The sequence below is a fragment of the Pseudoalteromonas sp. S2755 genome (assembly GCF_005886535.1).
Taxonomy (GTDB): Bacteria; Pseudomonadota; Gammaproteobacteria; order Enterobacterales; family Alteromonadaceae; genus Pseudoalteromonas.
Genome location: NZ_PNDS01000001.1, coordinates 85329 through 108373 on the forward strand (window position 1 = coordinate 85329; position 23045 = coordinate 108373).

General features: G+C 43.7%; 20 protein-coding genes and 1 pseudogene. 9 read left to right on the top strand and 12 right to left on the bottom strand.

Features of this window, described 5'->3' with window-relative positions:
* The 4 genes from CWC03_RS00380 to CWC03_RS00395 form a co-directional block, all read right to left on the bottom strand.
* Nucleotides 1–201, bottom strand: coding sequence for a ParD-like family protein (locus CWC03_RS00380; protein WP_138580127.1), 201 nt, complete (start codon nt 199–201; stop codon nt 1–3).
* A 165-nt stretch (nt 202–366) separates the two neighbouring features.
* Nucleotides 367–2640 carry a TonB-dependent siderophore receptor gene (locus tag CWC03_RS00385; protein WP_138580128.1) on the bottom strand — a complete coding sequence of 758 codons (2274 nt, stop codon included), beginning with the start codon at nt 2638–2640 and terminating at the stop codon, nt 367–369.
* A 200-nt stretch (nt 2641–2840) separates the two neighbouring features.
* A complete protein-coding gene (locus CWC03_RS00390; protein ID WP_138580129.1) occupies nt 2841–3215 on the bottom strand; it encodes a rhodanese-like domain-containing protein in 375 nt (124 codons plus the stop codon).
* On the bottom strand, nt 3212–3700 hold the full coding sequence (locus tag CWC03_RS00395; RefSeq protein ID WP_138580130.1) for a hypothetical protein: 489 nt from the start codon (nt 3698–3700) through the stop codon (nt 3212–3214). Before CWC03_RS00395 ends, CWC03_RS00390 begins: the two co-directional genes overlap by 4 nt.
* 113 nt (nt 3701–3813) lie before the next feature.
* Here CWC03_RS00395 and CWC03_RS00400 point away from each other — a divergent pair, with 113 nt between their 5' ends.
* Both CWC03_RS00400 and CWC03_RS00405 read left to right on the top strand, forming a co-directional pair.
* Entirely contained in the window at nt 3814–4329 is a 516-nt protein-coding gene (locus CWC03_RS00400; protein WP_138580131.1) for a hypothetical protein, read from the top strand.
* Nucleotides 4330–4490: 161 nt separating this feature from the next.
* A pseudogene (locus CWC03_RS00405) lies at nt 4491–4973 on the top strand (methyl-accepting chemotaxis protein); the annotation flags it as partial.
* Nucleotides 4974–5054: 81 nt separating this feature from the next.
* Here CWC03_RS00405 and CWC03_RS00410 read toward each other — a convergent pair.
* Nucleotides 5055–6482: a serine hydrolase domain-containing protein gene (locus CWC03_RS00410; RefSeq protein ID WP_138580132.1), complete on the bottom strand. Its 1428-nt coding sequence runs from the start codon at nt 6480–6482 to the stop codon at nt 5055–5057.
* A gap of 138 nt (nt 6483–6620) precedes the next feature.
* Here CWC03_RS00410 and CWC03_RS00415 point away from each other — a divergent pair, with 138 nt between their 5' ends.
* The gene (locus CWC03_RS00415; protein ID WP_138580133.1) at nt 6621–8138 is read left to right on the top strand and encodes a winged helix-turn-helix domain-containing protein; all 1518 of its coding nucleotides are present in this window, start codon (nt 6621–6623) and stop codon (nt 8136–8138) included.
* A gap of 25 nt (nt 8139–8163) precedes the next feature.
* Here the strand turns inward: CWC03_RS00415 and CWC03_RS00420 are convergent, their stop codons facing one another.
* Nucleotides 8164–9009 carry a TolB-like translocation protein gene (locus CWC03_RS00420; protein WP_138580134.1) on the bottom strand — a complete coding sequence of 282 codons (846 nt, stop codon included), beginning with the start codon at nt 9007–9009 and terminating at the stop codon, nt 8164–8166.
* 114 nt (nt 9010–9123) lie between these two features.
* Nucleotides 9124–9666, bottom strand: coding sequence for a hypothetical protein (locus CWC03_RS00425; protein WP_138580135.1), 543 nt, complete (start codon nt 9664–9666; stop codon nt 9124–9126).
* A gap of 213 nt (nt 9667–9879) precedes the next feature.
* On the opposite strand from CWC03_RS00425, the gene CWC03_RS00430 reads away from it, so the two are divergent.
* From CWC03_RS00430 to CWC03_RS00450, 5 genes are all read left to right on the top strand, one after another.
* A complete protein-coding gene (locus CWC03_RS00430) occupies nt 9880–10629 on the top strand; it encodes an SDR family oxidoreductase (protein ID WP_128725603.1) in 750 nt (249 codons plus the stop codon).
* Between the two features lie 101 nt (nt 10630–10730).
* On the top strand, nt 10731–11078 hold the full coding sequence (locus CWC03_RS00435; protein WP_017216260.1) for a phasin family protein: 348 nt from the start codon (nt 10731–10733) through the stop codon (nt 11076–11078).
* Between the two features lie 62 nt (nt 11079–11140).
* Nucleotides 11141–12907 carry a class I poly(R)-hydroxyalkanoic acid synthase gene (phaC, locus tag CWC03_RS00440; protein WP_138580136.1) on the top strand — a complete coding sequence of 589 codons (1767 nt, stop codon included), beginning with the start codon at nt 11141–11143 and terminating at the stop codon, nt 12905–12907.
* A gap of 108 nt (nt 12908–13015) precedes the next feature.
* The gene (locus CWC03_RS00445; RefSeq protein ID WP_138580137.1) at nt 13016–13696 is read left to right on the top strand and encodes a glycine-rich domain-containing protein; all 681 of its coding nucleotides are present in this window, start codon (nt 13016–13018) and stop codon (nt 13694–13696) included.
* 116 nt (nt 13697–13812) lie between these two features.
* A complete protein-coding gene (locus CWC03_RS00450) occupies nt 13813–14301 on the top strand; it encodes a hypothetical protein (RefSeq protein WP_138580138.1) in 489 nt (162 codons plus the stop codon).
* Nucleotides 14302–14315: 14 nt separating this feature from the next.
* Here the strand turns inward: CWC03_RS00450 and CWC03_RS00455 are convergent, their stop codons facing one another.
* The 5 genes from CWC03_RS00455 to CWC03_RS00475 all read right to left on the bottom strand — a co-directional run bounded on the left by CWC03_RS00455 (nt 14316) and on the right by CWC03_RS00475 (nt 21002).
* Entirely contained in the window at nt 14316–14783 is a 468-nt protein-coding gene (locus tag CWC03_RS00455; protein WP_138580139.1) for a DUF4920 domain-containing protein, read from the bottom strand.
* 88 nt (nt 14784–14871) lie between these two features.
* Nucleotides 14872–16599 carry a hypothetical protein gene (locus tag CWC03_RS00460; protein WP_138580140.1) on the bottom strand — a complete coding sequence of 576 codons (1728 nt, stop codon included), beginning with the start codon at nt 16597–16599 and terminating at the stop codon, nt 14872–14874.
* 256 nt (nt 16600–16855) lie between these two features.
* Nucleotides 16856–18820: a pre-peptidase C-terminal domain-containing protein gene (locus tag CWC03_RS00465; protein ID WP_138580141.1), complete on the bottom strand. Its 1965-nt coding sequence runs from the start codon at nt 18818–18820 to the stop codon at nt 16856–16858.
* A gap of 11 nt (nt 18821–18831) precedes the next feature.
* Nucleotides 18832–19503 carry an Lcl C-terminal domain-containing protein gene (locus tag CWC03_RS00470; protein ID WP_138580142.1) on the bottom strand — a complete coding sequence of 224 codons (672 nt, stop codon included), beginning with the start codon at nt 19501–19503 and terminating at the stop codon, nt 18832–18834.
* Complete coding sequence (locus CWC03_RS00475; protein ID WP_138580143.1) at nt 19500–21002, bottom strand: ethylbenzene dehydrogenase-related protein; 1503 nt, start codon at nt 21000–21002, stop codon at nt 19500–19502. The genes CWC03_RS00470 and CWC03_RS00475 overlap by 4 nt, the downstream gene beginning before the upstream one ends.
* Nucleotides 21003–21186: 184 nt before the next feature.
* Here CWC03_RS00475 and CWC03_RS00480 point away from each other — a divergent pair, with 184 nt between their 5' ends.
* Nucleotides 21187–23025, top strand: coding sequence for a di-heme-cytochrome C peroxidase (locus CWC03_RS00480; protein ID WP_138580144.1), 1839 nt, complete (start codon nt 21187–21189; stop codon nt 23023–23025).
* The last annotated feature ends 20 nt before the right edge of the window (nt 23026–23045 follow it).

The following is a 23045-nucleotide window of genomic DNA, read 5'->3' on the forward strand; positions in this document are numbered from 1 at the left end:
TCAATTTCCTTTTGGCTGCTGTGACTTTACTCGTGACATCTCTGCCGCAACGATCTCTGTAAACGTAAGCGTTGGATTACGCTCAGCAAGTCGCCCAATTTTAATCCAGAACTCAGCCTGTGAATTGATTGAACGCGACATCACAGTGCTCGCTTCACGGATCTCATCGTGTAGTTCATCTGAAATTTTTACGATACCCATTTATATAAACCATATACATATCATATATACTTTATATATTAACGAAGTTGCGGAACAATGCAAAACCTAATGCCAATTTGCCTATTATTTTGAAGCAAAAAATTTGAGGCAAAAAAATGCACCGCTTCGGCGGTGCATTCCGTATTTCAAGCTCAGGTTGAGTCACTAAAAGCTATAGCGCATCCCTAATTGCCAATTAAACGGTTCGCCGTGCATTACGTAGCCGTCCCAAGATGAAATACTGTTGTAGTAACTTTCATCTAGTAGATTGTTGAAGTTAAGCGACACACTGAGTTGTTCACTCACTTCATATCTTGCCATTAAATTAAGTAACGCACCGGAGGATTGTGTGATCTTGTACGCCTCGCTACCGCCGCCCGGCAATGGCCTTTGCGGTATTGCATAAAAGCTACCTTGCCAATTAATTCCAAGCCCCGCAGTAAAGCCGTCAACAAACGCGCTAAAGTCATAGGTGGTATACAGGTTTATGAGCTCTTTGGGCTGATCCGTTAACAGCTCTTTGCCATCTTTTGATTCAGTTTTGTGTTTTGATAGCCCTAAGCTGATATTCCACTGCTCATTGATAGAGCCTGTAAATTCAACTTCAAAGCCTTCTGTCGTATCGCCTTCACCGCGCTGAATATATGGTCTATTGCCTTGCGGAGTTAGATAGCTGTCAGGGTAATTTGGATCGGCAATCGCAAGTCCATTCTCAACATTGCGATACACCGCCGCTGTAAAGTTCAAGGTGTCATCAAGTAGCTCACCTTTTACCCCTAGCTCATAGCTTTCGCCTGTGCTTGGGTCGAGCATTTTATCATTGATATCAAAATAGGCTTGTGGCTGAAATGCCTCTGTGTAGCTCGCGTAAACACTATATTGTTCATTAATATCAACTACGAGTCCGGCATAAGGCGTAACTTCTGTATCCACCTTTTCATGATAGCGGTTACGAAGAAACTTACCGTTATTAGGATCATAAAGGTCAATATCGTACTCCCAATTGGTGATCCTAGCACCAACAATAAGCTTAACATCATCATGCGGGTTAACACGCACGGCCACAAATCCACCATTAGAGTCTGTTACTGTCAAACTATCACGGCCTAAATCTTTAAATGGATAGCGCGGCACGTCACCTGTCCAATCATGAAAATTTAACCCTTCCAATGAAATCGTGGTTTGGTCGGCTTCATTACCAAATGACGTACGCTCTCGCTTGAATTGGTTATAGCTAAAAATAACATCATGCGTACGACCAAATAGCTCAGCTGGGCCTTGGAGTGACAAGTCTATTGTCTTTTGTTCATCTTCAGAGCTACTTATTACAGCACTGTATCCGAATCCATTATCGCTGCTGCCATCTGGATTGATAGGCCCATCAGGATAGACGAAAAAGAGCTGCCCACCTTGCATCTCAATGGTATTGTAAGTCGCGATGGCATGGAGTTGCCAATCGTTTTCAAACGCGTGATCAAGCCCAACAAAATAGGTGTATTCTTCGATTGGCCAGCTACTCCACTTTGCCGTCATCCCGGTGTCACCACGGCGTCCCTGATAGCGACTACCATCAGCGTAAAAGTAAGGTTGAGAATGGCTGTTTATCGCCCCTTTTGAAGCGGTATCAGCATATTCTACACCGAGTCGTAATAAGGTGTAATCGGTCAGGTCTGCCTCAATAGTAGAATATATGGACGTCTTCTCTTGGCTATAACGCTCAATGTAAGAATCTCTTTCATAATGTGCAGCAACAAAGCGGCCGCGAATACTGCCTTCTTGGTTTAACCCGCTCGCCACATCCACCTCTGCTCGGTAATTATCCCAACTACCAGCCGAAACCGCCACGCTGCCCTTAAACTCATCGCTTGTTGCACGTTTTCTTACTAAATTTACGGTGGCAGTTGGGTCACCAACGCCAGTTAATAAACCATTTGCACCACGTACAATCTCCACGCGCTCATAAGCAACAGCATCCCCGTTTACATTCGGTCTTCGGCCACCAGGGAATTGTTGAACACCATCGATTTGGATTAAATTAACATCACCACCACGTACAGAAAAACGTGTCCTATCAAGACTGGCTCCCCGCTTTGCATAAAAGCCAGTTGCATGTTCCAAGATCTCATCAATGTTAACCGTTTGCCAATCTTGCATCATTTGATTTGTGATAACGGTCACCGCTTGAGGCGTTTCACGCTGTGATAAAATCATTTTTAATGCCGCTTTGTTTGCAGATTCAGTGTAATTTTTTACACTCGTGCCAGTCACATATATATGCTCTAGTTCTTGAGCCCTGCCATCATCCACAGCGTCAGCTGCTAGTGCATCACCGGTAACTTCAGCAGCATGTGCATTGCCATGTAATGACAACAGCACAAAAGTGGCGCAAAGAGAGAGTGTTAAAGAGTGGTTTAGTGTACGTGAAGATGAAGATCGCATCGTTTTTCCCTAAATTAACTTCATTACGAAAACGATAGTGATTATCATTTATATTAATATTTGTTTCAAGTCCCTATTTTAGTTATGTGGAGTTATTTTAAGCACAATAAAAATGTGGCAGCGACCAACTTCTATTAAACTTTGCCGTCTCCCTTTTGTTTTTTACTCTCTGCCATTTACTCAAAAAAGTAGGGGATCCCCTACTTTTTCATCACAGGTAGAGACTCTGCCAACCACTTATTCATATCACCCTCTAGGTGTTTTAAGGTGTAGCCTTTTGGCGCTAGTGCCTCAATAAAGATGCCAGCCCTACGCCCAGAACGGCAATACACAACGAGTGGTGTATCAGTCAATTTAGCTAGCTCTTCCTGATGCGTCTCAATCTCGTTAAAGGGAATGTTTATTGCCCCTTTGATATGTCCCGCAGCAAATTCTTCAGGGCTTCGCACGTCCACTATGGTGTAAGCGTCTGCAGACATTTGATTTATCATCAGCGTTTGCTGTGTGATCGTTTCCGATTGTGCATAGCAAACACTGCTAACAAACCACATAAAGCCAATAACCAACTCTCTCATTTTTTAGTCTCCTTTTTATATAATCCATCAAATACCATTTGCCACTTGTCAGCGCCTTGCTTACTCTGCCAAACCTGACGTACGGTACCATCTGGATTCGCAGTCCATGTTATCTTATCCGTCACCTTAATACCTGCTGCATTTATTCTATCCCCTTGTAATACCATTTTCCCTTCATGAAACTCACCATCCAACTGTAACAACAACCCACTATTATCCACCCAAGTTTGATGCCAACGATGAGTGGATACATCATAAATATTTATACTCTCACCACGATACCCAAGTTCAGTGCTATAACTTTCTTTAATGACACAACCATCATATTCTCGGGTAATGCGATTATGTCCAGACTCAATGCCTCCTACGCTCGTTACCGACCAATCTCCAAGCCAAAAATCAAACTGTCTAAATCCTTGATCTTCACATTTAGCTAAGCTATTGCAGCTAAAAAGCAAAATACTAATAACCAACCACACCTTCATTTCACTAACTCCTTATACCTGACTTTGTTAGCTTAGCGGGGATTAACCAAACAGCTAAAGAAATCGGGAAATACTCCGATACAATTAGCAATAGAGATGACAAGGATAACGTTATGGAAATTCAAATGAAGCCACATCACTTTGCCGGCGCGCTAAACGCAAGCAGAGAAACACCTACTGCCACGAGTAATTCCACAGAAACGGAAGAAAAACCTAAAAATGAAGTCATATTGACTGAGTTTATGGACAAAAAGGCAAAGAAATATAAAGGTAACAACCCTAATTTTAAGCAACAATATGAAATGTTAGAACAGTCAGAAGCCCTAATGAAAGAGCAAATACAACATTTACAACAGCTTATTAGTGAGTTAAAAAAAACACCTCTGCAACGAGCCGTAAAAGTATCCACAGTAAGTGATGCTGATATCCCAACAACACAAGAAGATACCCTGAGATATGAGCATACCGGCGCAAAACAGTATCGCGATAATGAAACAGAAAAAGAAATCGAGATTTTAACCCAACAACTTGATGAGCTTAAATCGCAGTATGCGGATATAAAGCAACAGATGATCCAAATGGTACTTGATGAGATGACTAGGCAACGAGATAAAAGGTATGAAGTCTAAATAACCCTAGCACTTCTATTACTTCATAATGACTGAACTAAACCAATATTAATCATATTTCAGACGTTGCACAAACAGTCACATCTGCAGGCGAACTTGCCAATAATCCCGAGAAAAACTGACACAGCGTTAATTTGGTGGTTAAAGTAATCAGATAAACCGCGGAGCAAACGAATCTATTGGCATTAAATGCCGCCATTGAAGCCGCTCGTGCAGGCGCGAAAGGTCGTGGTTTTGCCGTTGTTGCAGATGAAGTTCGCTCACTGGCCCAGCGTACTCAAGGTTCAACCACGCAAATTGTGGAAATCGTCAACGACCTACAAAGTAAGTCGAAGGAAACTGGCGTGGCAACCAAAAGCCGTGAACAAGGTATTGCACTTTGTGTTGAGCAATCAGAAGTCGCTGGCAATATGATCCATCAAATTGAATCTCAAATTGACAGCATCGCTGCAATGAGTACACAAATCGCGTCAGCTTGTCATCAGCAATCCGTGGTTTCAGGGGAGCAGAACAAAAATATCGAGACTATCAATTACTCGGCTGTTGAAATGACCGAAGGCGCCAACCAAACCGCGACGGCGTGTAATGAATTGAGTAAACTTGCCCACGACTTAAAATCGCAAGTCGACAAGTTTACGCTCTAAGATAGCCCGACAAAATTAATAGCGCTTTATCATCAGAAAGCTATGCTCGGTAACAAACATAGCAAAAGTTGATTGCTGCGCTCACTTCAGAGTTGATTCTACAAACCTCTTAGCAACCCCATGGTTATTATCTAATTGCAATAACTGCAGATAAGTAACACGTGCATTGGTTTTATCTCCTTTAATAAGATAGGCCTCGGCAAGACTGTCATAGGTATTCGCGCTTTTTGGGTGTGCCGCAACATTCAATTTGAAAAATTCAACTGCGGCGTCGTAATAACCGACTTCCAATAATTGATACCCAAAGCGATTTAGTTGGCGCTCACTCAGCCCCTTCCCTTCGCGAACCTGTTGCTGATAGTTTTTAATCGCAACTTCAACGCCGTCAGATAAAATCGTTGCAAAAAGCAGCCGATATGGACTTAACTTAGGCGCTGCTACAGCCCTACCAGCAAGGATTTCAAGTATGCCATCAACCATCTGTGTCAATGGCGCGCCACCTGTATTATCCAGCAAAATAATAACCGTTTTGTCCTCCAATACTCTTGCAATCTTAGCCCCAAACCCTGGGATTCCACCAGCATGGTGAACCAGCGTTTTAATTTGACTGGTATCTTCTTTGTCGATGACTTCCCAGCCAAACCCATAATTTCTATGTTTAGAGGGAGTAAATAACAATGTTTTGGTCTCAGGCATTAGTAGTTTATCTGTGTATAATGCACGATCCCACTTATACATGTCTTGCACCGTTGAATACATTGCGCCCGCGGAAAAAGGCACTGTCATGTCAATAAAATCGGCATGTTTGAACCCCTTCAACGTGGTATCGTAACCATTCGCTAGGCCTTTAATTACCTGCTTATGATCGGCAAATCCAGTTTCTTTCATGTCTAACGGTACTAATATTTGCTTTTCAAGTAGTTGCCAGTAACTTTTTCCGCTCACAAGCTCAAGGATACGCCCAAGTATAGTGTAACCGGCATTGCTGTAACGAAACGCAGAGCCCGGCTCAAACAACAAGTCTCCTGAGCAGAAATGGTCGATAAACTCATCGCGGTTATAAGGGTTGTGACGTTGCACTTGGCGAAATTCAGGGTGTTTAAACACATCAGGTAGGCCTGACGTGTGATTAAGTAGTTGCCTTATGGTAATTTGGTTTCCCGTATCCTTTCGGTATTTAGGTAAATAACTGGAAATATTAGCATCAAGCTCAATCTTTCCTTTCTCAACCTGCTGTAATACCAAAAGCGCGGTAAACTGTTTGGTCACTGATGCTAGCTTAAATTTAGTATTGGGCTGATTTGCTATTTGCCACTCTACGTTGGCAACCCCATAACCTTGTTGCAGTAACACCTCAGATCCTCGAGCAACCAAAGCGGCACCATCAAACTCTTTAATTTGGTGATACTGCGCGATATAGTCATCTAGTTGTTTTTGCAGTTGAGTCGTCGCCTGAGCAGGCGTAGAAAACAAGCATAAAAATAACAGTAAATGGGGTAATGCTTTCATGTAAATCCTTGTTTGTTGTTATGACGAGTCTTACTCTACGTATCTAATATTGGCTTGCCAGTGTGCTTTGGGGACATTGCGTGACAAAACAATTAAAAGCATTTAAATCAATAAAATAAAAAACACAGGATTTATGATTTGCAGTATCAGTTGAATCAAAAATGGGACTTTGATGTATCTTCTCGCACCATCAGCCATCGCGATGTATCTCATGTACTGACACCGCTCGCGCATAGATTGTTGCTGAACCTGATTGAGCATGCACCTCACCTTGTGAGCCACCAGCAATTAGAACAACAAGTTTGGCTTGGTCGAGTCGTGACTCATGATGCGATTAAAAAACAAATAGCAAGGCTACGAAAGATCCTTGAAGATGATGCCAATAAACCAGAATATATCGTGTCTGAACGCAGCGTCGGATACCGCTTTAGTGCAACCGTTAATAAGATAAATCATAAACCGCAAGCGCCAGCAGTAAAGCGATTTACGACTCTAGCCGGCGGAAGTATCGGCCTAGCTCTGGCGTGTATTATTGGTATATATCACTCCCCTTTTACCTCACCATTTTCTTCAACAAGCTCAGACACAGCATTGAGCATCGCCCAGCAACACTATACCCAACAAACTTTAGAAGATAATTTACGGGCGATAGCGCTGTATCAGCAAAGCATCACAACATCACAAGACGTAGATGAGAGTTATAAGGGCTTGAGTCGAGCATTATTGAGCGACTATAGCTTGTATAATCAGGTTGCAGACGCGCTGACGAGAAGCAGGATCAATACAGAAAAAGCGCTAGACTTAACACCCGATAGTCCATCAGCAAACATGCTTTTGGCTCAAGTCTATACGCTTCAAGGGCATTATCATCAAGCACAACAACTTCTAAATGACACCATAGCAAATACACCTAATTGGCCTTTGTTAAAGTCACATCTGGCCGAGACCTATCTATTGCAAGGCAATACCATTGATGCATACCCACTAGCACGCCAAGCTTATGAGGCTTCACCCAGCGAACCTAGGGTAGTTGCTAGCTACCTCCACTGCCTGCGCAAAATGCATATGACCAACTGGTTTAACAAGGTACTTGCCAACGCCAGCCCTGAAGTAAAGGGATCTCCTTGGATACAACTAGAACAGGTCCGGTTTTTACAGCAACAAGCACAGCATAAAAAAACCATCCAACACCTTAACTTATTAGCCAAAGCCGCGCCAAATTCCCAGACATTAAACTGGTTCACAGCCCTTTCTTATCTCAGTAACAATCATCATGATAAAGCGACCGATGTTTTAGCGGTGACGGTTGAAAAGCAAGGTAAATACACATTATTCAGTCAATTATACTTGGCACTCCTCACTGCTAAGCATCAATCAATAAGTAACTATACCGATGATATTGCCAACCAGATAAAGGCCGGCAACCAAAACCCTGAATTGGTCTTTAGCCTCGGCCTCATCAGCCTTTACCATCAGCAAAATGACAAGGCTCAGGACTATTTCAAACAGGCTATTCAACAGGGGTTTAGTGACGAGTTTAGGTTTAAAGCATTGCCCTTCAACATCACAGCAGAGCAAGCTCATTTTGTAGATAGCATTGTTGAACAGCTTACTCTGGCCAACTTAAAGAAAAGAATAAAGCGCACACCAAAGTAGTCACTGTGCGCTGCATACCAATCAGTTAATTGGTAGGTTTTAGCGTTTCGATGACCTGAGCATCAACCCAAAAAATATCAGCATCTCTTGAAGGTGTGGTACGGTTAAAGAACAGATATTTGCCATCGGGCGTTACACTCGCTGACGCCTCCCGCGCACTCGTGTTTACTTTGTCTCCCAAATTAATCGCTTCGCCCCAACTACCGTCTTTCAAACGAAAACTGATATAAAGATCTGAGTCACCAAACCCTGAATCTCGAACCCCGTCCCATATAATGTAAGAGTCATCGGGTGCGATAAATGGATGCGCATTATATAGACCGGTGTTAATTTCAGGACCTAATTTGACAGGTCGTTGGCGCTGACCGTTTTTCACCTCAGAGATCCTAATAACATCGCCACTTTTATAATCGTCAAACACATACGTACCACTCGCAGATGCACTTAACCGCATGATCCCCCAGCTTTCTTTATCAAACATAGGACCAAGACTTTTGGCTTCAGACCAGCTTCCCTCTCTACGTGTCATAATATATTTACCCATATGCATGGTCACGCCATCTGGTGCTAGTAATGGCCTGCCAACTCTTGGACCAACAACCGTTTCATGCCATTGCTCACCTCGTAGCTCGTATGCAATCAAACTCCAATGGTTCACGTTCAGATCCTTTCGCGTAAGATAAAAGGTTTTCATGTCCGGAGAGAAAAATGCATTGTGTTCTCTGTGCACTGTTGACACCGTGCCAAGCGCAAAGACTTGAGGTGTGTCCCCTGGAGGTGTTTGACCAAGATAAGGGCCAGATATAAGCTGCGCATAACTCTTAGCAGACATTAATATCATCAACGGCGCTAAACCAATGTTTATTTTCATTTTTATTACTCACTTTCTTCGGTTAGAGATTATTTTTTGAGAGTGGGTAAGGTAACAGTTTCAACAACATTCTCTTGAATTTATGATGATTTATTAATGACCTTTATCTGATTTCTACAGTTTTCCTTTACGTTTGAGCTCCTCTAATCGCTCTCGCTCCGCCAAAATCATCTTTAACATCTGAATGCGAAGCTCCGCTTCTTGCTGTTTAAATTCGGAGAGCTGTTCTTCAAGCACTTCCACTTCATCCACGGTTGTTTGGTCACGGTACTTTTTGCTGCCTACGTGTTCGATTACAGCTTGCTGCTCATCATTAGTCGCGTCGGGGTGTTGTTCGACTCTTAAAAAGCGCTGTTCTTGGGATTGCATCAGCTTATTAATTCTTTCTTGGAGTTTACGAATTTGCGCTTGAATAAGGTCCATTGCCTTTTCTAAGTTTTCATAATCCTCTTTAAATACAGGGTTATCTTCCTTATAACCAGCGGCTTCATCATCAAGCTCTTTGGAGAGCATCGCAGGTATCTCTTGCTTTTCTTCCGTATCACTTGGTGATTTCGTCTTTATCTGGTTAGCAGCAACTTGAGCTGAGCCTTGTGATTTCAATTCAGTCTGTTGCTGTAACGGTGGTAAGCCACCTTGATGTATTTGAATATCCATTTTCACTCCTTGGGATAGACACTGTTTGCTATATATCGGAAAAACTAAATAAAACTTAATTAAATTTATGTTGTGCGTTCCTAATTTCGTTTCCGCTGTCTTCAAACTGACATCAACTCGCGACCAATTTGTCATAAATACCAGCAAAAATACTAATTAAGCTAACTCGGCTAGGAAGTATGTTGGTATAGCCTCTTTTTTCGCGGGAGCGTTATGGAAAACAAACAAATTGCGGTGGTGACTGGTGCCTTTGGTGGGATTGGTTCTGCTATTACAAAAACACTCATTGAAAAAGATTTTTTTGTTGTCGCGATAGCAAGTGAAAGGCGTAATGAGGCCGACTTTGACCTCTGGCTTAACACGCTACAAATAAATCCAGCTGCGGTAAAACCCTTATTTTTGGATGTAACGCACGCTGAACAATGCCACACAGCGATGGTTCAGGTTCTACAAGAATTTGGTAATGTCGATCTACTCGTAAACAACGCCGGGATCACACGCGATTCAGCGTTTAAAAAAATGACCCACGCGCAGTGGAGCGAGGTGATCAACACCAATTTAAATTCCCTCTTTAATATGACCAACCCGGTCTTTGCGGCAATGTGCGCAAAGAAGCGAGGTCGTATCGTTAATATCTCTAGCGTTAATGGCCTAAAAGGTCAGTTTGGGCAGGCTAATTATTCCGCCGCAAAAGCAGGCATGATTGGGTTTACCAAAGCACTGGCCTATGAAGGTGCAAGAAGCGGAGTTACCGTCAATGCTGTAGCACCGGGCTACACAGAAACGCCTATGGTAAGCGCCATGCGTGAAGACGTGCTAAATAGCATAAAAGCACAAGTACCGATGCAGCGTTTAGCCACCCCTGACGAAGTTGCAGCCGCAGTTGCGTACTTAGCATCAAAAGAAGCCGGTTACATTACTGGCGAAACCCTGTCGCTCAATGGCGGCCTATATATGCAATAACCTAAATACCACCGAGGGAGCGAGCTGTACCTGATGTTCGGTGGTGCTAACTGATCACTATCATCCATTGTGTTAATTTAATCGATAACAAGGAAAAGACCATGTACAGCGATTTATTCAAAACATTCAACGAACAAACTGAGCAATTTTTTGCACCAGCGGTACAGTTTAACCAAATCGTGGCAAAAAACATCGAAGCACTATCCAAAATTCAGCTGCACTCGGCTGAGCAGATCACTAAAACATCCATTGAGCAGCTAAAGCAAGCGACTGAAATCAAAGATGCAAAATCTATGATGGATTTCAACGCAAGTCAGTTGAACGCGTTAAACGCTCTAAGCCAACAGATGATCCAAGATGGTCAAAAGCTTTCTCAATTAGGTCAAGAATTTAAAGACAGCTTAGAATCTCTTGGTAAAGAAACGCTAAAAACAGCGAAAGCGCAATAACCTGCAATTTTGGGCGACTTAGGTCGCCTTACCCGTTCAAACAACACAAAGGATCTACCTGTATGGGCACTCAAGAAAATATTGAGCAAGGGTTAACTGCGTGGTGGCAATATAACCAAGAATTGTGGCAGCTCGCAGCGACAAATTTTGGTAAAGAGAATCCATTGCAAAATGCATTAAATGAGCAAAACCAAGCCGACTTACAAAGTTGGCTCAGTGCACTCAATCAGCAACCGGAAACCTTTATTAAACAGCAAAATGCGTGGTGGCAAACCCAGTTTGCTATTTTTCAAAACAGTTTTATGCCACAAACTACCGATGAGAAAGAAGACATTATTAGCCCTGAGCGTGGAGACAAACGCTTTATAGACCCAGATTGGCAAGAAAACCCTTGGTTTAACTACCTTAAACAAAGCTATCTTTGGTTTGGACAATCGCTACAAAACACCATTGAAAATACTCCAGGTCTCGACCCAAAACTTAAAGAACGATTAGCGTTTTTTGCAAGACAGTCCGTGAATTCAGTATCACCGAGCAACTTTGTTTCAACCAACCCTGAATTACTCAAGCTGACGTTAGAAAGTAACGGGCAAAATCTATTCGATGGCCTGGCGCGCTTAAAAAAAGATTTAGCCAAAAGTACTGAAATGCTCCGAGTCAGCATGACCAACGAAAATGCGTATACACTTGGAGAAGACCTAGCTTGTACACCGGGTAGAGTGGTATTCCAAAACCATTTGTTTGAATTAATCCAATATCATCCGACTACGGATCAAGTACATAAGACTCCCCTGCTTATCGTGCCGCCATTTGTTAATAAATACTATATTTTGGACTTGAGAGCAGATAACTCGATGGTTAAATGGGCACTTGAACAAGGGTATACCGTGTTAATGATGTCATGGAAAAACCCAGATCCAAGCATGGCAAATATTGCGTTTGACGACTATGTCGTCGACGGTGTGTTATGTGCTTTAGAGCAAACTGAAAAGCAAACAGGCGAAACCCAGATCCATACTGTGGGTTATTGTATCGGCGGTACTCTACTCACTACGTGTATGGCCTATATTGCTGCTAAACGCATCAAACAAAGAGTAAAAAGTGCAACCTTGCTGACCACAATTTTAGATTTCTCGCAGCCTGGAGAACTTGGCGCATTTATCAATGAGCCCACCATTAATGCGCTAGAACAGTATAATAATCAAAATGGCGTGATGTCAGGGCACCTGCTCGGTACTTCTTTTAGTATGCTCAGAGAAAACAGCTTGTATTGGAATTACTTCGTCAATAACTACCTCAAAGGCAAAGCGCCCGCCGACTTAGATTTACTCTACTGGAATAGTGATAGCACGAACCTAACAGCGGCCTGCCACAGCTTTATTTTACGAGACTTATATCTCAATAATCAGCTTATTGAAGATAAGTCTGTCAGTATTCGTGGCACTAAAATTGACCTCAGTAAAGTAAAGCAACCTGTCTACTTTCTCTCTACCCGTGACGATCATATTGCGCTGTGGCAAGGCACTTTTGAAGGAGCCAAAAGACTCAGCAGCCCGCTCACCTTTGTGCTTGGTGAGTCTGGCCATATTGCTGGTGTGGTCAACCCGCCAAATGCAAACAAATATGGTTATTGGTTTGATGGACAAGACCAAGAAAACCCCGCCCAGTGGCTTGCCTCAGCAAAGCATGAAAGCGGGTCATGGTGGTCCCATTGGGCACAGTGGTTACATCAAATAAATCCAGAGCAAGTCCCAGCCCGTGCCGCACAAAGTGATGAGCAACCGGGTATTTACGACGCCCCTGGAGAGTACGTCAAACAGAGTATTTAAGAAACTTACAACCAATTAGAGGCAAGAAAACTTGCTTCTAATATTTCCCGTTATTGACACATTCTATACATTTGGTCAGTCTAGGACGCAAAAATATAGGGAAATAACATGATTGGCTTTCTTATACTTGTCGCAGCATTTGTGGTCTTTGTTGGTGTATTACAATATCAAAAAGTAAAAACGATAGCTCATAGACGTACGTTTATACAAGATTACGACCTCACGCATTTAAGACCCAAACTCAGTCACCATTATCCTGAGCTTACTAATGAGCAACTGACACAGGTTGAATTTGGTCTCAAGCAGTTTTTCCAAGCGAATTTATTGCTCGAAGATCAATCCTTGGCTATGCCCTCTCGGGTTGTCGATGCGCTGTGGCATGAATTTATTTTACACACTCAAGCGTATCAATCTTTTTGCTACGAGGCTTTTGGCCGTTTCTTACATCATTGCCCATCAGAAGCGATGAAAGGGAAAAACAAAGCGCAACTCAGCCTACGTAAAACATGGCGAGCCTGTTGTAGCATCGAGCGCATATCCCCGCGAAGACCAGCTGCTTTACCAATATTATTCGCACTGGATGCCTTACTTAACATCCCAAATGGCTATTACTACTCAGCAACTGACTTTCGTGAACCTGTCGCCAAGGGCGATTCCAGCAGCACAACCTATGCAGGTCACATCGGATGTACTTCAATGGATAGTGGCGACAGCTCCTCATCATCATCAAGTTCTTCAAACTCAAGTTGCAGTAGTGGCTCAAGTTGCGGCAGTGGCTGTAGCAGTTAAACACAAAGTATTTCTAGGATGCGGCCTTTTACATTCGTTAACGTTAAGGCCTTATATTGGCGCTAAAGATTAGCTACTATTTGTACCGGTTTAACTAGTTTTCTTTTGGTGATCCGGTGCCTATTTTCAACAAACATTACAGCCTGCTATTTTCAGCCTTACTGATGTCGGGATGCCACCAACTGGGCGAAGGTCAATCTTTGTGGAGAATAGCCTCAGAGGGCATCATTTTTGATGGGCAGCTGCAAACGCACGTATCAGCTCCCTCAATTCAATGTGAACGTTGTGAAGTCAAACGGCAGACTGATATACGCCCTTCTGGCCCCGCGGATTACACACTGGTGTCGGAAAACCACAAACTAAAAGCGATTTGGGGTAAAAGTAGCAATGCCGCTTTGTATATTCCAAATAACGCCGGAAGAACCTTAATAAATTTGGCTCCGGATACGGAAACGGGTGTCTGGATCATGGACTTAGATAGTACACCAAAGCCACTTAAGGTCGGCAAAGTAAATTATGTGATGCTTGGCGCTGACACTTACCAAGTAGTGATCAGTCCAAATTCACAGCGCACAAACTTCGAGTACGCTGTACTTGTAAAATAGTATTTATATAGTATTTATTTAGTTTCTAAAATAGTTACTGCATTAGGCTTAAGCCTAACTAGGTTCATTCCCTCAGTGACTTTGCTTGCATCAAACACTTCACCGTTTTCGTGTGCTCTATGGGCCAAATAACGCTTCGTTTTCTCAATGTCTAACTCGAACTTTTCAAGTACACCAGTCGCATAGGCTTGTTTTCCAATGGCGGACATAGGAAAAACCATATCGCCATCCCGTACCTTTACGTTTATTTCCTCGCCGTTATCCACTTTCAGTGTCATCCAACAACCGCGTTTTTTACACACCTTGACCACCTCACCCGACAGCGTGATCTGGCTCCCCACAAACTGCTCAGTATTTTTCAACACGTCTTTGCCCGCAACGAGCTTACTCATATCCGCCCCCCCACCAAACTGGGTAACACTTGCATAAGATATAGTGCTAAGCAATGCCAACATCAGCAGCAACCTATTTTGTAATTTCATAAAACCTCCTTCTCAAAAATTACAGCCAGTATAAACAAAAATGCCGACTTTACGTCGGCATTTTTAACATCATTTTGGCTTTTGAGCGTTATAGTTTTTTCAGCTTCATATCAGTGCCAAATACAAGGCCATGATCTGCAACATCCATACTAAACTCGAACACCATATTTTGCTGTAAAAGTGCATCAATACCTTCAGGCATTGGTTGGCCAGTCGCTTTTGCCGCTTCTAACATTGGTGCTAAAAACGCTTGCATATCCATGCTGAAATGCGTCATACCATTAGTTTCTAGCGCTTGGCTTGCCATTTTCTCAGCGATAACCGTCGCCTTTTCACCCGTAAACAATACCAAGTGATCGCCTTTAACAGCCAACTTGATATCCATACCCAATGGCTGTGGAGATGGAATGTACTGGTTAATTGAAACCGGAGTACCATCTTCTGGGATTTGAATTTGACCCAGCATAGGTGCAAGGCCTTTTACCGTATTAACGAGTACTAACGGGTCTTCGGCAGACAATGTAACTAGCGCATCAAACGTTTTAGGTTCCGGCATGCCTTGGTCGTTTGGCTCCATAACTAGATCAAAAACGGATGCACTCACGCCTTTAACCGAGTTCGCCATGCCTGTCATCATCGCAATAGCCATTGGGCTATTTTGTTTCGCTTGCTGCTGTAGTGCAACGAGTTCAGAACACTTGAATTCAGCTTTAGTAAAGCGGCCCCAAAGGGTGTTTACAAGCGGCGCAACTTTTGCGACATCAACACCATAGCCAAACCCTAGAACTTTCTCTTCGCCGTTGGTGACGTGCGCAGGAATAAAGCCACGGATCGACCCAAGCGCTTTCATCAACTCAGCATCTTGACCCACCACAACAGTATCAACTTCAAAGTCGATTGCGGAATTTGTAAATTTGATATTCTTGGTACCCAATACCGTTGCAGGCCACAGGTTGGCGATTTCACTGTAGTCCGCCTGACACTCAGGAGCACGTACCGCTGCTAATTTCTCAGTCCCACCACCTAGCTGCAAGATGTTATCTAACATACGAGTTAAATCAGACTGCTTGTTTGCAGTAATACCATCGACGATAGCCACATGGTTCAAAAATGCAATTGACGAACCATCAAAACCAAACTGCGTATTGTATTGCTCAAGCTTGCCAGATTGTGCCAGTGACTGAGCTGGTTTGGTGATACCCAAAGCAACTTTTAGATCTGCTTCGGTATTAATTGGCGTGTTAAATGTCGTCGTAACCCATTGACCCTGCACGGAAGTGATAAGCTCAATTTTAGCTTCTGGCGCGAACTCAAGCTGATAACGCGTTAATGCGACGCCATCAAGCGTATCTTCTTGGTACGTGATTTCGGCATCTTTTGCAGCCATTTTTATTGTGCGCTGAAAAGCTTCGGGATCTGCAAGCTCATAACGCAGTGTCGGTAACAAACCAACGGTGTAGAATACACTTCTAACTGTCTCACCCATACCTAAGATAGCTTTCATTTGCTCAGGGGATGTCATCGCTAGATTGTACTGCTCTAATAGCGTCGCCAGAAAATTCAGATGTTTGTCATTTTCTTTTCTAAGCAACCCAGTTACTTCTTCAAGGTCGTGTACTTTTCTAAGTGCTTCAGGCATAAAAGAAAAATATTTTTGCTGCTCAAAAGGCGTTAATTGCCCCCAAAATACCGCGGTATCAGCCGGAACATATTCTAGTTGTTCCATCGCGATGCTTGAAGAAGATGATTGAGTGGTTACATAAGCACCAACGGCAATAGCCACAGCACCCAAGCCAACGAGAAGTTTTGTATTCATAATGTGATCCTTGTTATCACCACGAAACATAGCCAAACACGTGGTAAATTTATTCTTCCCTACGAACCGCAACGATTGCGCGCGTCAGAGGTCGTTGCATAAAAACACCTAAGTGTCCAAAAATGCAGCGCTATTGTACCTTGATTATTGTCTCAATTCCATTAATTGTGCGCGGTTAAGTTACTCTCTATATTCGGTCAGTTTTAAAATGAGCTTGATCGTTACACCAATAACCACCAAGCTCTCATTTACAGGGCTATTGACTTTCTGCTTGTAAAGTCAACCCTGAAAAAGCAGCGTAACCATAGAGTCCAATATACCAAGTTCCCGCATTTGGATTGGTAATTGTGCACGTTTCATTATTGCCATTTTCATAAGGCCGACACTCGTAGGTATTACTATTTGGTTGTTGACCAAAACGCAGATATAAATCAGCATCTCCAGTCCCCCCCGATGCCTCTACTTGCAGGCTCTGTGTTCCCTGCGCCACGTCAAAAGTATAATACTGCCACTGACCTTTACTGGCGGATTGATCCAACCATTGCTGGCTATTACCTTGATCTGGAGGAGTGTCAGTATAAACCGTAGCCGTTAGCGCAACGCCCGAATAACGCTCATAGCCATCAAGCATGACATAGTAACGACCTGTTTGTACTGGAGTAATTGTACAGACTTCATTATTACCGGATTTATAGGGTCGACAATCGTAGTTTTGTGTCGTTGGTTCCGCATTAAAGCGCACATACATATCTACATCACCACTGCCGCCCGCCGTTTCAACTTTTAGCTGCGTTGCTCCTGCTGGCACATCAATGTAATAAAGTACCTGAGAAGACTTAGCACCAGTGACATTCGCTTGTGTTTGACCACTGATAAGTTCAATTGCAGCTGGCGGCTCAATAATGGGCGTTTCTATCACAGATAGATTATTGCTTGCTTTGATCAGATTCAGTTCATCACCAATTTCGGCGGCATACCACCATGTCATATTCATAGGTAACGCGAGCGGATCGGCATCTCGCTGCGCTTTAGATAAGGCAGTTGCATTGCTTGAAAACTCAGCAGTTCGAACAGTAAGCTTATCATTTGTCACACTCAACACTTTAAACTGTTGAATACTCGCAAGGTCGATAGTCCAGCTTTTTGGATCATTGGCGCTTCTCGCCGGTGCACCCCAACTTCCCTCACCCACATAAACGGTGCCGCCTTGGCTCGTTGCAGTAAAGCCATTGCTGGTAGGCGTTAGTGCGTAAGTCAGTTTATTGATATGAGTATCGGACTCTACCACTAAGTTCATCGCATTATTATAGAAGTCTTGTGCCCACCAAGTATGTAATATGGTGTTGTCTGACTTGCCTGAATAGTGAGGATACATCGGTTTGTGATACTGAGCGATACGCCACGTTGCGCTGTTAGCCTGAGACTGTAAGTCGCTTTTCAGCCAATTGTTCATCGCTGTGGCATAGCTCGACCAGCCACTATTTTTAAATTGGCTATTTAAGGTATAAACCCTTAACAGCCCCGCCACGTTAAAAGCACCATAAGTATCTTTTGCTGTACACGCACCATCTTGGTCATAATCGACGCCAAATACTTGGCATAGCGTTTTGTAGTTATCGTCTTCGTGATTGCCATGTGTTGCTACAAATGGATAAATTCGCTTGTATGCAAGGCCATCAATCAAATCATCCGAAAAGGTTAATTGCCAATCTTTTAAGTATTCACGCATTTCAGAAACGGAGTTTGCATTGGTGTAATCACCACCATGCATAATAAATAGCGGTCGAATTTTAGCGATCAACTCATTGCCTTTACGACGCGTTGTCCAACCTGTGCGCGTATCACCACCAGCTACAGCAGTGATCCCTGATGCCGTTTGCGGCGCAGTTCTAAACCACAAACGCTGACCGCAACCTTGTGAATCACAAACACGATAATACACCGCACTATCTGGGGCTAAGCCGGTTAATTTCACAAATGAACTTGAGAGGCCCCCGTCAAAGGTATGCGTTGCGCTGACCGCAGCACTTTGCCAGCTCTGCTCATCCGTTGTGCTGCCATATTTAACAATATGATTAGTGCCTGATGTGGGTGTAAATCCTATTGTTGCTGAGGTGCTTGGGCTGGTGTCCCACACAAGACGGTGGTAGTCACTCGCAGCAAAACTGCTACAAGATAGACCTGCTGCAACCACAAAAGTTGCCATTTGAGTATATTTCATTTCCTTGGTTCCTAGTTTAGAGTAACAGGCTCAGCACGACTTTGAGCCAATGAGAGTGGTGTTGACGGCGTAGCCACCAACATGACGAATGCGGCGTTTGCATAAGGAAGCGATAGCGTCTTTGCAGATTGAAAATTCACGGCCGTTGCTCCTAACTTTTCACGCTTAAACGACTTGGGTAACGGCACGCCAGCCTCACTACTCCAATAGTCACCATTTTTAATCTGTGGGAAAAAATCACTTGCGATATGGGGTTGTCCGGGACTATTTGGCGTTTGAATTAAAGAGCGCAGCTCATCAGGTGTGGGTAAGCGCCACTCGGCACTACCACATAATGAAGCTTGGTTGGTTTTACGGATCAGATCTTGGCTATCGCAGTGGGATGCTTCGAAATAACAATCACCTTGATCAGCATGACCAAATTGACCGTCATACCAAGAGTAACTCCAATAGCCATCGTGAATAGACTCATCATCTCGCTTTACTTCCCAAAGCAGATTAAGCTTTTTATCATAGACACAATGCCAAGGGCCCTGCCATACAGACAAAAATTGCATGTCATTGGTGACTTTAATAAAGCGTGCATGAGTTGGAATTTCTCGCTCAGGAGCGCTGAATAACAAGTAGCTAATTGCCACAGTGGCAATCGCTAAACTAAGTATTAAACGTGAGGCAACGGTCATAGCATATACCTCAATTGAATCGCTCTGTGGTGGCGAGTATGAGCGATTTGTGCGTGATCAAATGCGGAGACCCACATGCAAACACCTGAACGCAGTTCAACATCAAGGGGAGAATGCGTTTGGTGTTTACGTACCAGCTCTAGCGTCCAATAACCATCGTGCCACTCTCCCCTAGCCCTAACATCGGCTCTATCTCCCTCAAAACGATTTGAACGGTACAACACAGATGGGAGCTGTTCGCCAATTTTCGCCATGTCTCGTTGAGGGTTGTAGGTTTCGCTGGCAAACCAATCAAGGACTTTGCGCTCGGTGATATCTGGCGATGGGATTGGCATTCGCTTTGGCGTAACCTCAGTCGGTGAGTACCAGCGCCAGTTCATCACATAAGCACCGCTTTCTTTGCCATCAGGTTGATACCCTGCGGTGTAGCGTCTTTGCCCAAGTGCAACGCTTTGAGGTGGCCCAAAAAAATTATCATCGGCCAAGTACATGTCATTAGTTCTCAGCGCTTTCCAGTGCCATAAGTCTCGTGTGCGGCCGTCCGTACTCGCATGATAGCCCTTGCCGTGCCAATTACGGGGTTTGTCTGCAAGCGGCGCATCACCGTATTGCATCGTACCATCGCCTCCTAGTTCACAGGTTGTCGATAGCATGATGGCAAACTTATCTTCGTAATAAGTGCGCTCGTCAAAGCGATAAAAGCCATTCTCTTGTACTTGCCAACCGTCCGAGGTTTTTTCCAGCGGTAGATGATCTAGGCTTTCGGTCGGATCTTGCCAGCGGATCAGAAAGAAGGTTTCATCATGGTTGCTCAACGCTTTTATTTCGACCTCACTACTCCCATCCAAGAAGTTTGCACCACCAAATGTCGTTAACTTAATAGGCTTAGCACGCAACCATTGTGGCTCGTCTCCTTTGCCGTCTATTTCAAGGTGGCTTTGCCTTGATAGCGGCGCAACTTCTAACCGTAAATGCTGATCTGCAACAATAAGTTTTATGCCAAGGCCGCAAAAATACACCAGAGCAATACTGCAACTGAGTAAAATAAGCGCATTTCGGGGCAATAACACACTCAGTACTTGCTTGCCCTTAAACACGGTGTGCTTTATGCCATGTAACACCAAATACAAAAAAATGGCTGTCGCTGATAACCCATGAATCACTAAACTTAGACTCTCTGGATTGAGCCAAAGTAACCATCCTGTGACTATACTCAGCACGATAACCAGATACCCAAAGTAGTTAACGGCTTTATCAAACTTACTTGGTGCGCCACGAAACGGTGCGCGAATGGTTGCCACAGTAAAAACAATCGCAATTAAGGTGAGTAAGCAACCAAATAACACGTGCACTGACAGCAACGCGCCTTGTGGAAGTAAAGGCGAAAGAAACGCCAGAAAATCATGATTGATAATGCCCAAGCGAGGACCTGTCAGTAACCCAACCAAGATAACTATTACCGCCATAACATGAAAAATGGCAAAACTACTTCGACGCACAACCGCTCCCAAATAAATAAAGTAAATTTAGTGTAAACAAATAAATTTACATAAATATTTCATATTTGGAAAGATGAGACTTTCTCATCTTGTGAATTAGCGGCACGTGTAATGTCGTGTAACTTGATTGTTAATAAGTTTGTACTAAGGTAGTTGATACTTCCACCGTCACGGACAGTTCCACATGAACAACAGACTAGTAATAAAATATGTAAGTGCGGCAGTGGCTTGCACACTGTTTCTCGCAAGTTGTAGCTCACCAAGTAAAAAACCTTCAGTGCCAAAAGAAACGCTCGACCCGGTTGCAGAATCTGGTCAAGTGCCTGAGCGAGTTTGGCTCAATCAAGGATGGTCAGATAAACTTCGGCAAGACTTTTGGTTCACAGGCCAAGGGTCACAAATCATTCCCTATACTTGGTTTACTTGGTTAGAGCAACCCAACAGTAAAAAGCTCTTTCGCGATAGCGAACATATGGAAATGCTGCGCTATCTGCCCAGTAAAACCGCCGCCAATAACCCTTCAGGTTTGCCCATCGGCTTTGCCGTGCATAACAATCAAACCACGGGACAAGCTTGGGTCGGGATGACCTGCGCCGCATGCCACACCAACCAAATTGATTATAATGGTACAAAAATTTTGGTAGAAGGTGCGCCCACCCTCGCCAACTTTGTTCTCTTCTTTAGCCGCCTAAATGCCGCGTTAGAAGCGACCCTCAACGATAATCAAAAGTTTAGCCGTTTCGCGATGCGCGTATTAAAAGAAGGAGCATCGCAAGAGTTGATTGATGATTTACGAGACGATCTCAAGCACGTGGCGCTTGCAACCGCCGAGCGACAAACCGTTAATGACTTGCCCGAAGATTATCCAGACGATTTTACCAGCTATGCTCGACTTGACGCGTTTGGCAATATTCAAAACGCCGGTACGGCATTTGCGCTTGACGACCTTAACAATAAAAATGCGCCCACCGCCCCCGTCTCCTATCCATTTTTATGGGGTACACACCAATCCAATGTAGTGCAGTGGAATGCCTCAGCACCAAACGTACCTGTAATTGGGCCTTTGGTTAGGAACATAGGTGAAGTGGTGGGTGTATTTGGTTCGTTATCCATTGAAGAAGCACCGGTTTGGCAGCGTGTTTGGGGGAAACATGCGCGTTACAGTTCAACCGTTGACTTGCAAGGATTAGGACAATTAGAAGCGTGGGTAAAAACGCTACTTCCTCCCGCTTGGCCGGAACAATATTTTCCGGGAATTGACACCAACAAAGCGGCACAAGGAAAAATGTTATTCCAAGCAAACTGTGCTAGCTGTCATCAATTAATTGACCAAAAAAATCTACTTAAAGATTACGAAGCGGTCAAAGTGCCAGTAAAAGAGATAGGTACCGATCCTACTATGTCTAATAACGCCAGCTGTCATATGGCAAAGACCTTATTTTTAGAAGGTACTAAGACAGACATTCTTATTGGCGACAAATTCCAAGCGGTAGATAGCGCTATTGATATCCCAGTAAATGGCGTTGTGGGTTTGGTGTTAAAAGACCCTATCAAAGCAATCGAAGCAGGCCTAATAGCAGAACGCACCGGGCCAGATGGTAAGAAAACCACTGTGAAAAAATCCATTGAAGAGCGCCTTAAAGTCTACCTAGAAAATAGACACAAATTGAGTCCGAACACTAATGAAGATTGTGTGGATGGTTTCTACGACGCGGGTGTCTACAAAGCAAGGCCGTTAAACGGAATTTGGGCAACCGCGCCTTATTTACATAATGGCTCAGTGCCAAACCTATGGTCACTATTACAATCACCAGAGTCGCGCCCGGATACCTTCTGGGTTGGCAGTCGCGAATTCGACCCTATCAACGTTGGCTATGTTACTCATCAAGGCATGAACGAGTTCAAAGTGAACAAAGCCAATGGTGAGGTGATGCCGGGCAACGATAACAGCGGTCACGTTTACGGCACTACCTTGAGTGACAATGAAAAGTGGCAAATCGTTGAGTTTTTGAAAACGCTATAAACGCTATTTAGCGCTAAAGA

Coding starts and splice junctions, on each gene's coding strand:
- CWC03_RS00385 (WP_138580128.1), bottom strand. CDS start 2,640: ATGCGATCTTCATCTTCACGTACACTAAACCACTCTTTAACACTCTCT.
- CWC03_RS00430 (WP_128725603.1), top strand. CDS start 9,880: ATGGAAAACAAACAAATTGCGGTGGTGACTGGTGCCTTTGGTGGGATT.
- CWC03_RS00425 (WP_138580135.1), bottom strand. CDS start 9,666: ATGGATATTCAAATACATCAAGGTGGCTTACCACCGTTACAGCAACAG.
- CWC03_RS00395 (WP_138580130.1), bottom strand. CDS start 3,700: ATGAAGGTGTGGTTGGTTATTAGTATTTTGCTTTTTAGCTGCAATAGC.
- CWC03_RS00470 (WP_138580142.1), bottom strand. CDS start 19,503: ATGACCGTTGCCTCACGTTTAATACTTAGTTTAGCGATTGCCACTGTG.
- CWC03_RS00410 (WP_138580132.1), bottom strand. CDS start 6,482: ATGAAAGCATTACCCCATTTACTGTTATTTTTATGCTTGTTTTCTACG.
- CWC03_RS00400 (WP_138580131.1), top strand. CDS start 3,814: ATGGAAATTCAAATGAAGCCACATCACTTTGCCGGCGCGCTAAACGCA.
- CWC03_RS00465 (WP_138580141.1), bottom strand. CDS start 18,820: ATGAAATATACTCAAATGGCAACTTTTGTGGTTGCAGCAGGTCTATCT.
- CWC03_RS00455 (WP_138580139.1), bottom strand. CDS start 14,783: ATGAAATTACAAAATAGGTTGCTGCTGATGTTGGCATTGCTTAGCACT.
- CWC03_RS00390 (WP_138580129.1), bottom strand. CDS start 3,215: ATGAGAGAGTTGGTTATTGGCTTTATGTGGTTTGTTAGCAGTGTTTGC.
- CWC03_RS00445 (WP_138580137.1), top strand. CDS start 13,016: ATGATTGGCTTTCTTATACTTGTCGCAGCATTTGTGGTCTTTGTTGGT.
- phaC (WP_138580136.1), top strand. CDS start 11,141: ATGGGCACTCAAGAAAATATTGAGCAAGGGTTAACTGCGTGGTGGCAA.
- CWC03_RS00420 (WP_138580134.1), bottom strand. CDS start 9,009: ATGAAAATAAACATTGGTTTAGCGCCGTTGATGATATTAATGTCTGCT.
- CWC03_RS00460 (WP_138580140.1), bottom strand. CDS start 16,599: ATGAATACAAAACTTCTCGTTGGCTTGGGTGCTGTGGCTATTGCCGTT.
- CWC03_RS00480 (WP_138580144.1), top strand. CDS start 21,187: ATGAACAACAGACTAGTAATAAAATATGTAAGTGCGGCAGTGGCTTGC.
- CWC03_RS00435 (WP_017216260.1), top strand. CDS start 10,731: ATGTACAGCGATTTATTCAAAACATTCAACGAACAAACTGAGCAATTT.
- CWC03_RS00380 (WP_138580127.1), bottom strand. CDS start 201: ATGGGTATCGTAAAAATTTCAGATGAACTACACGATGAGATCCGTGAA.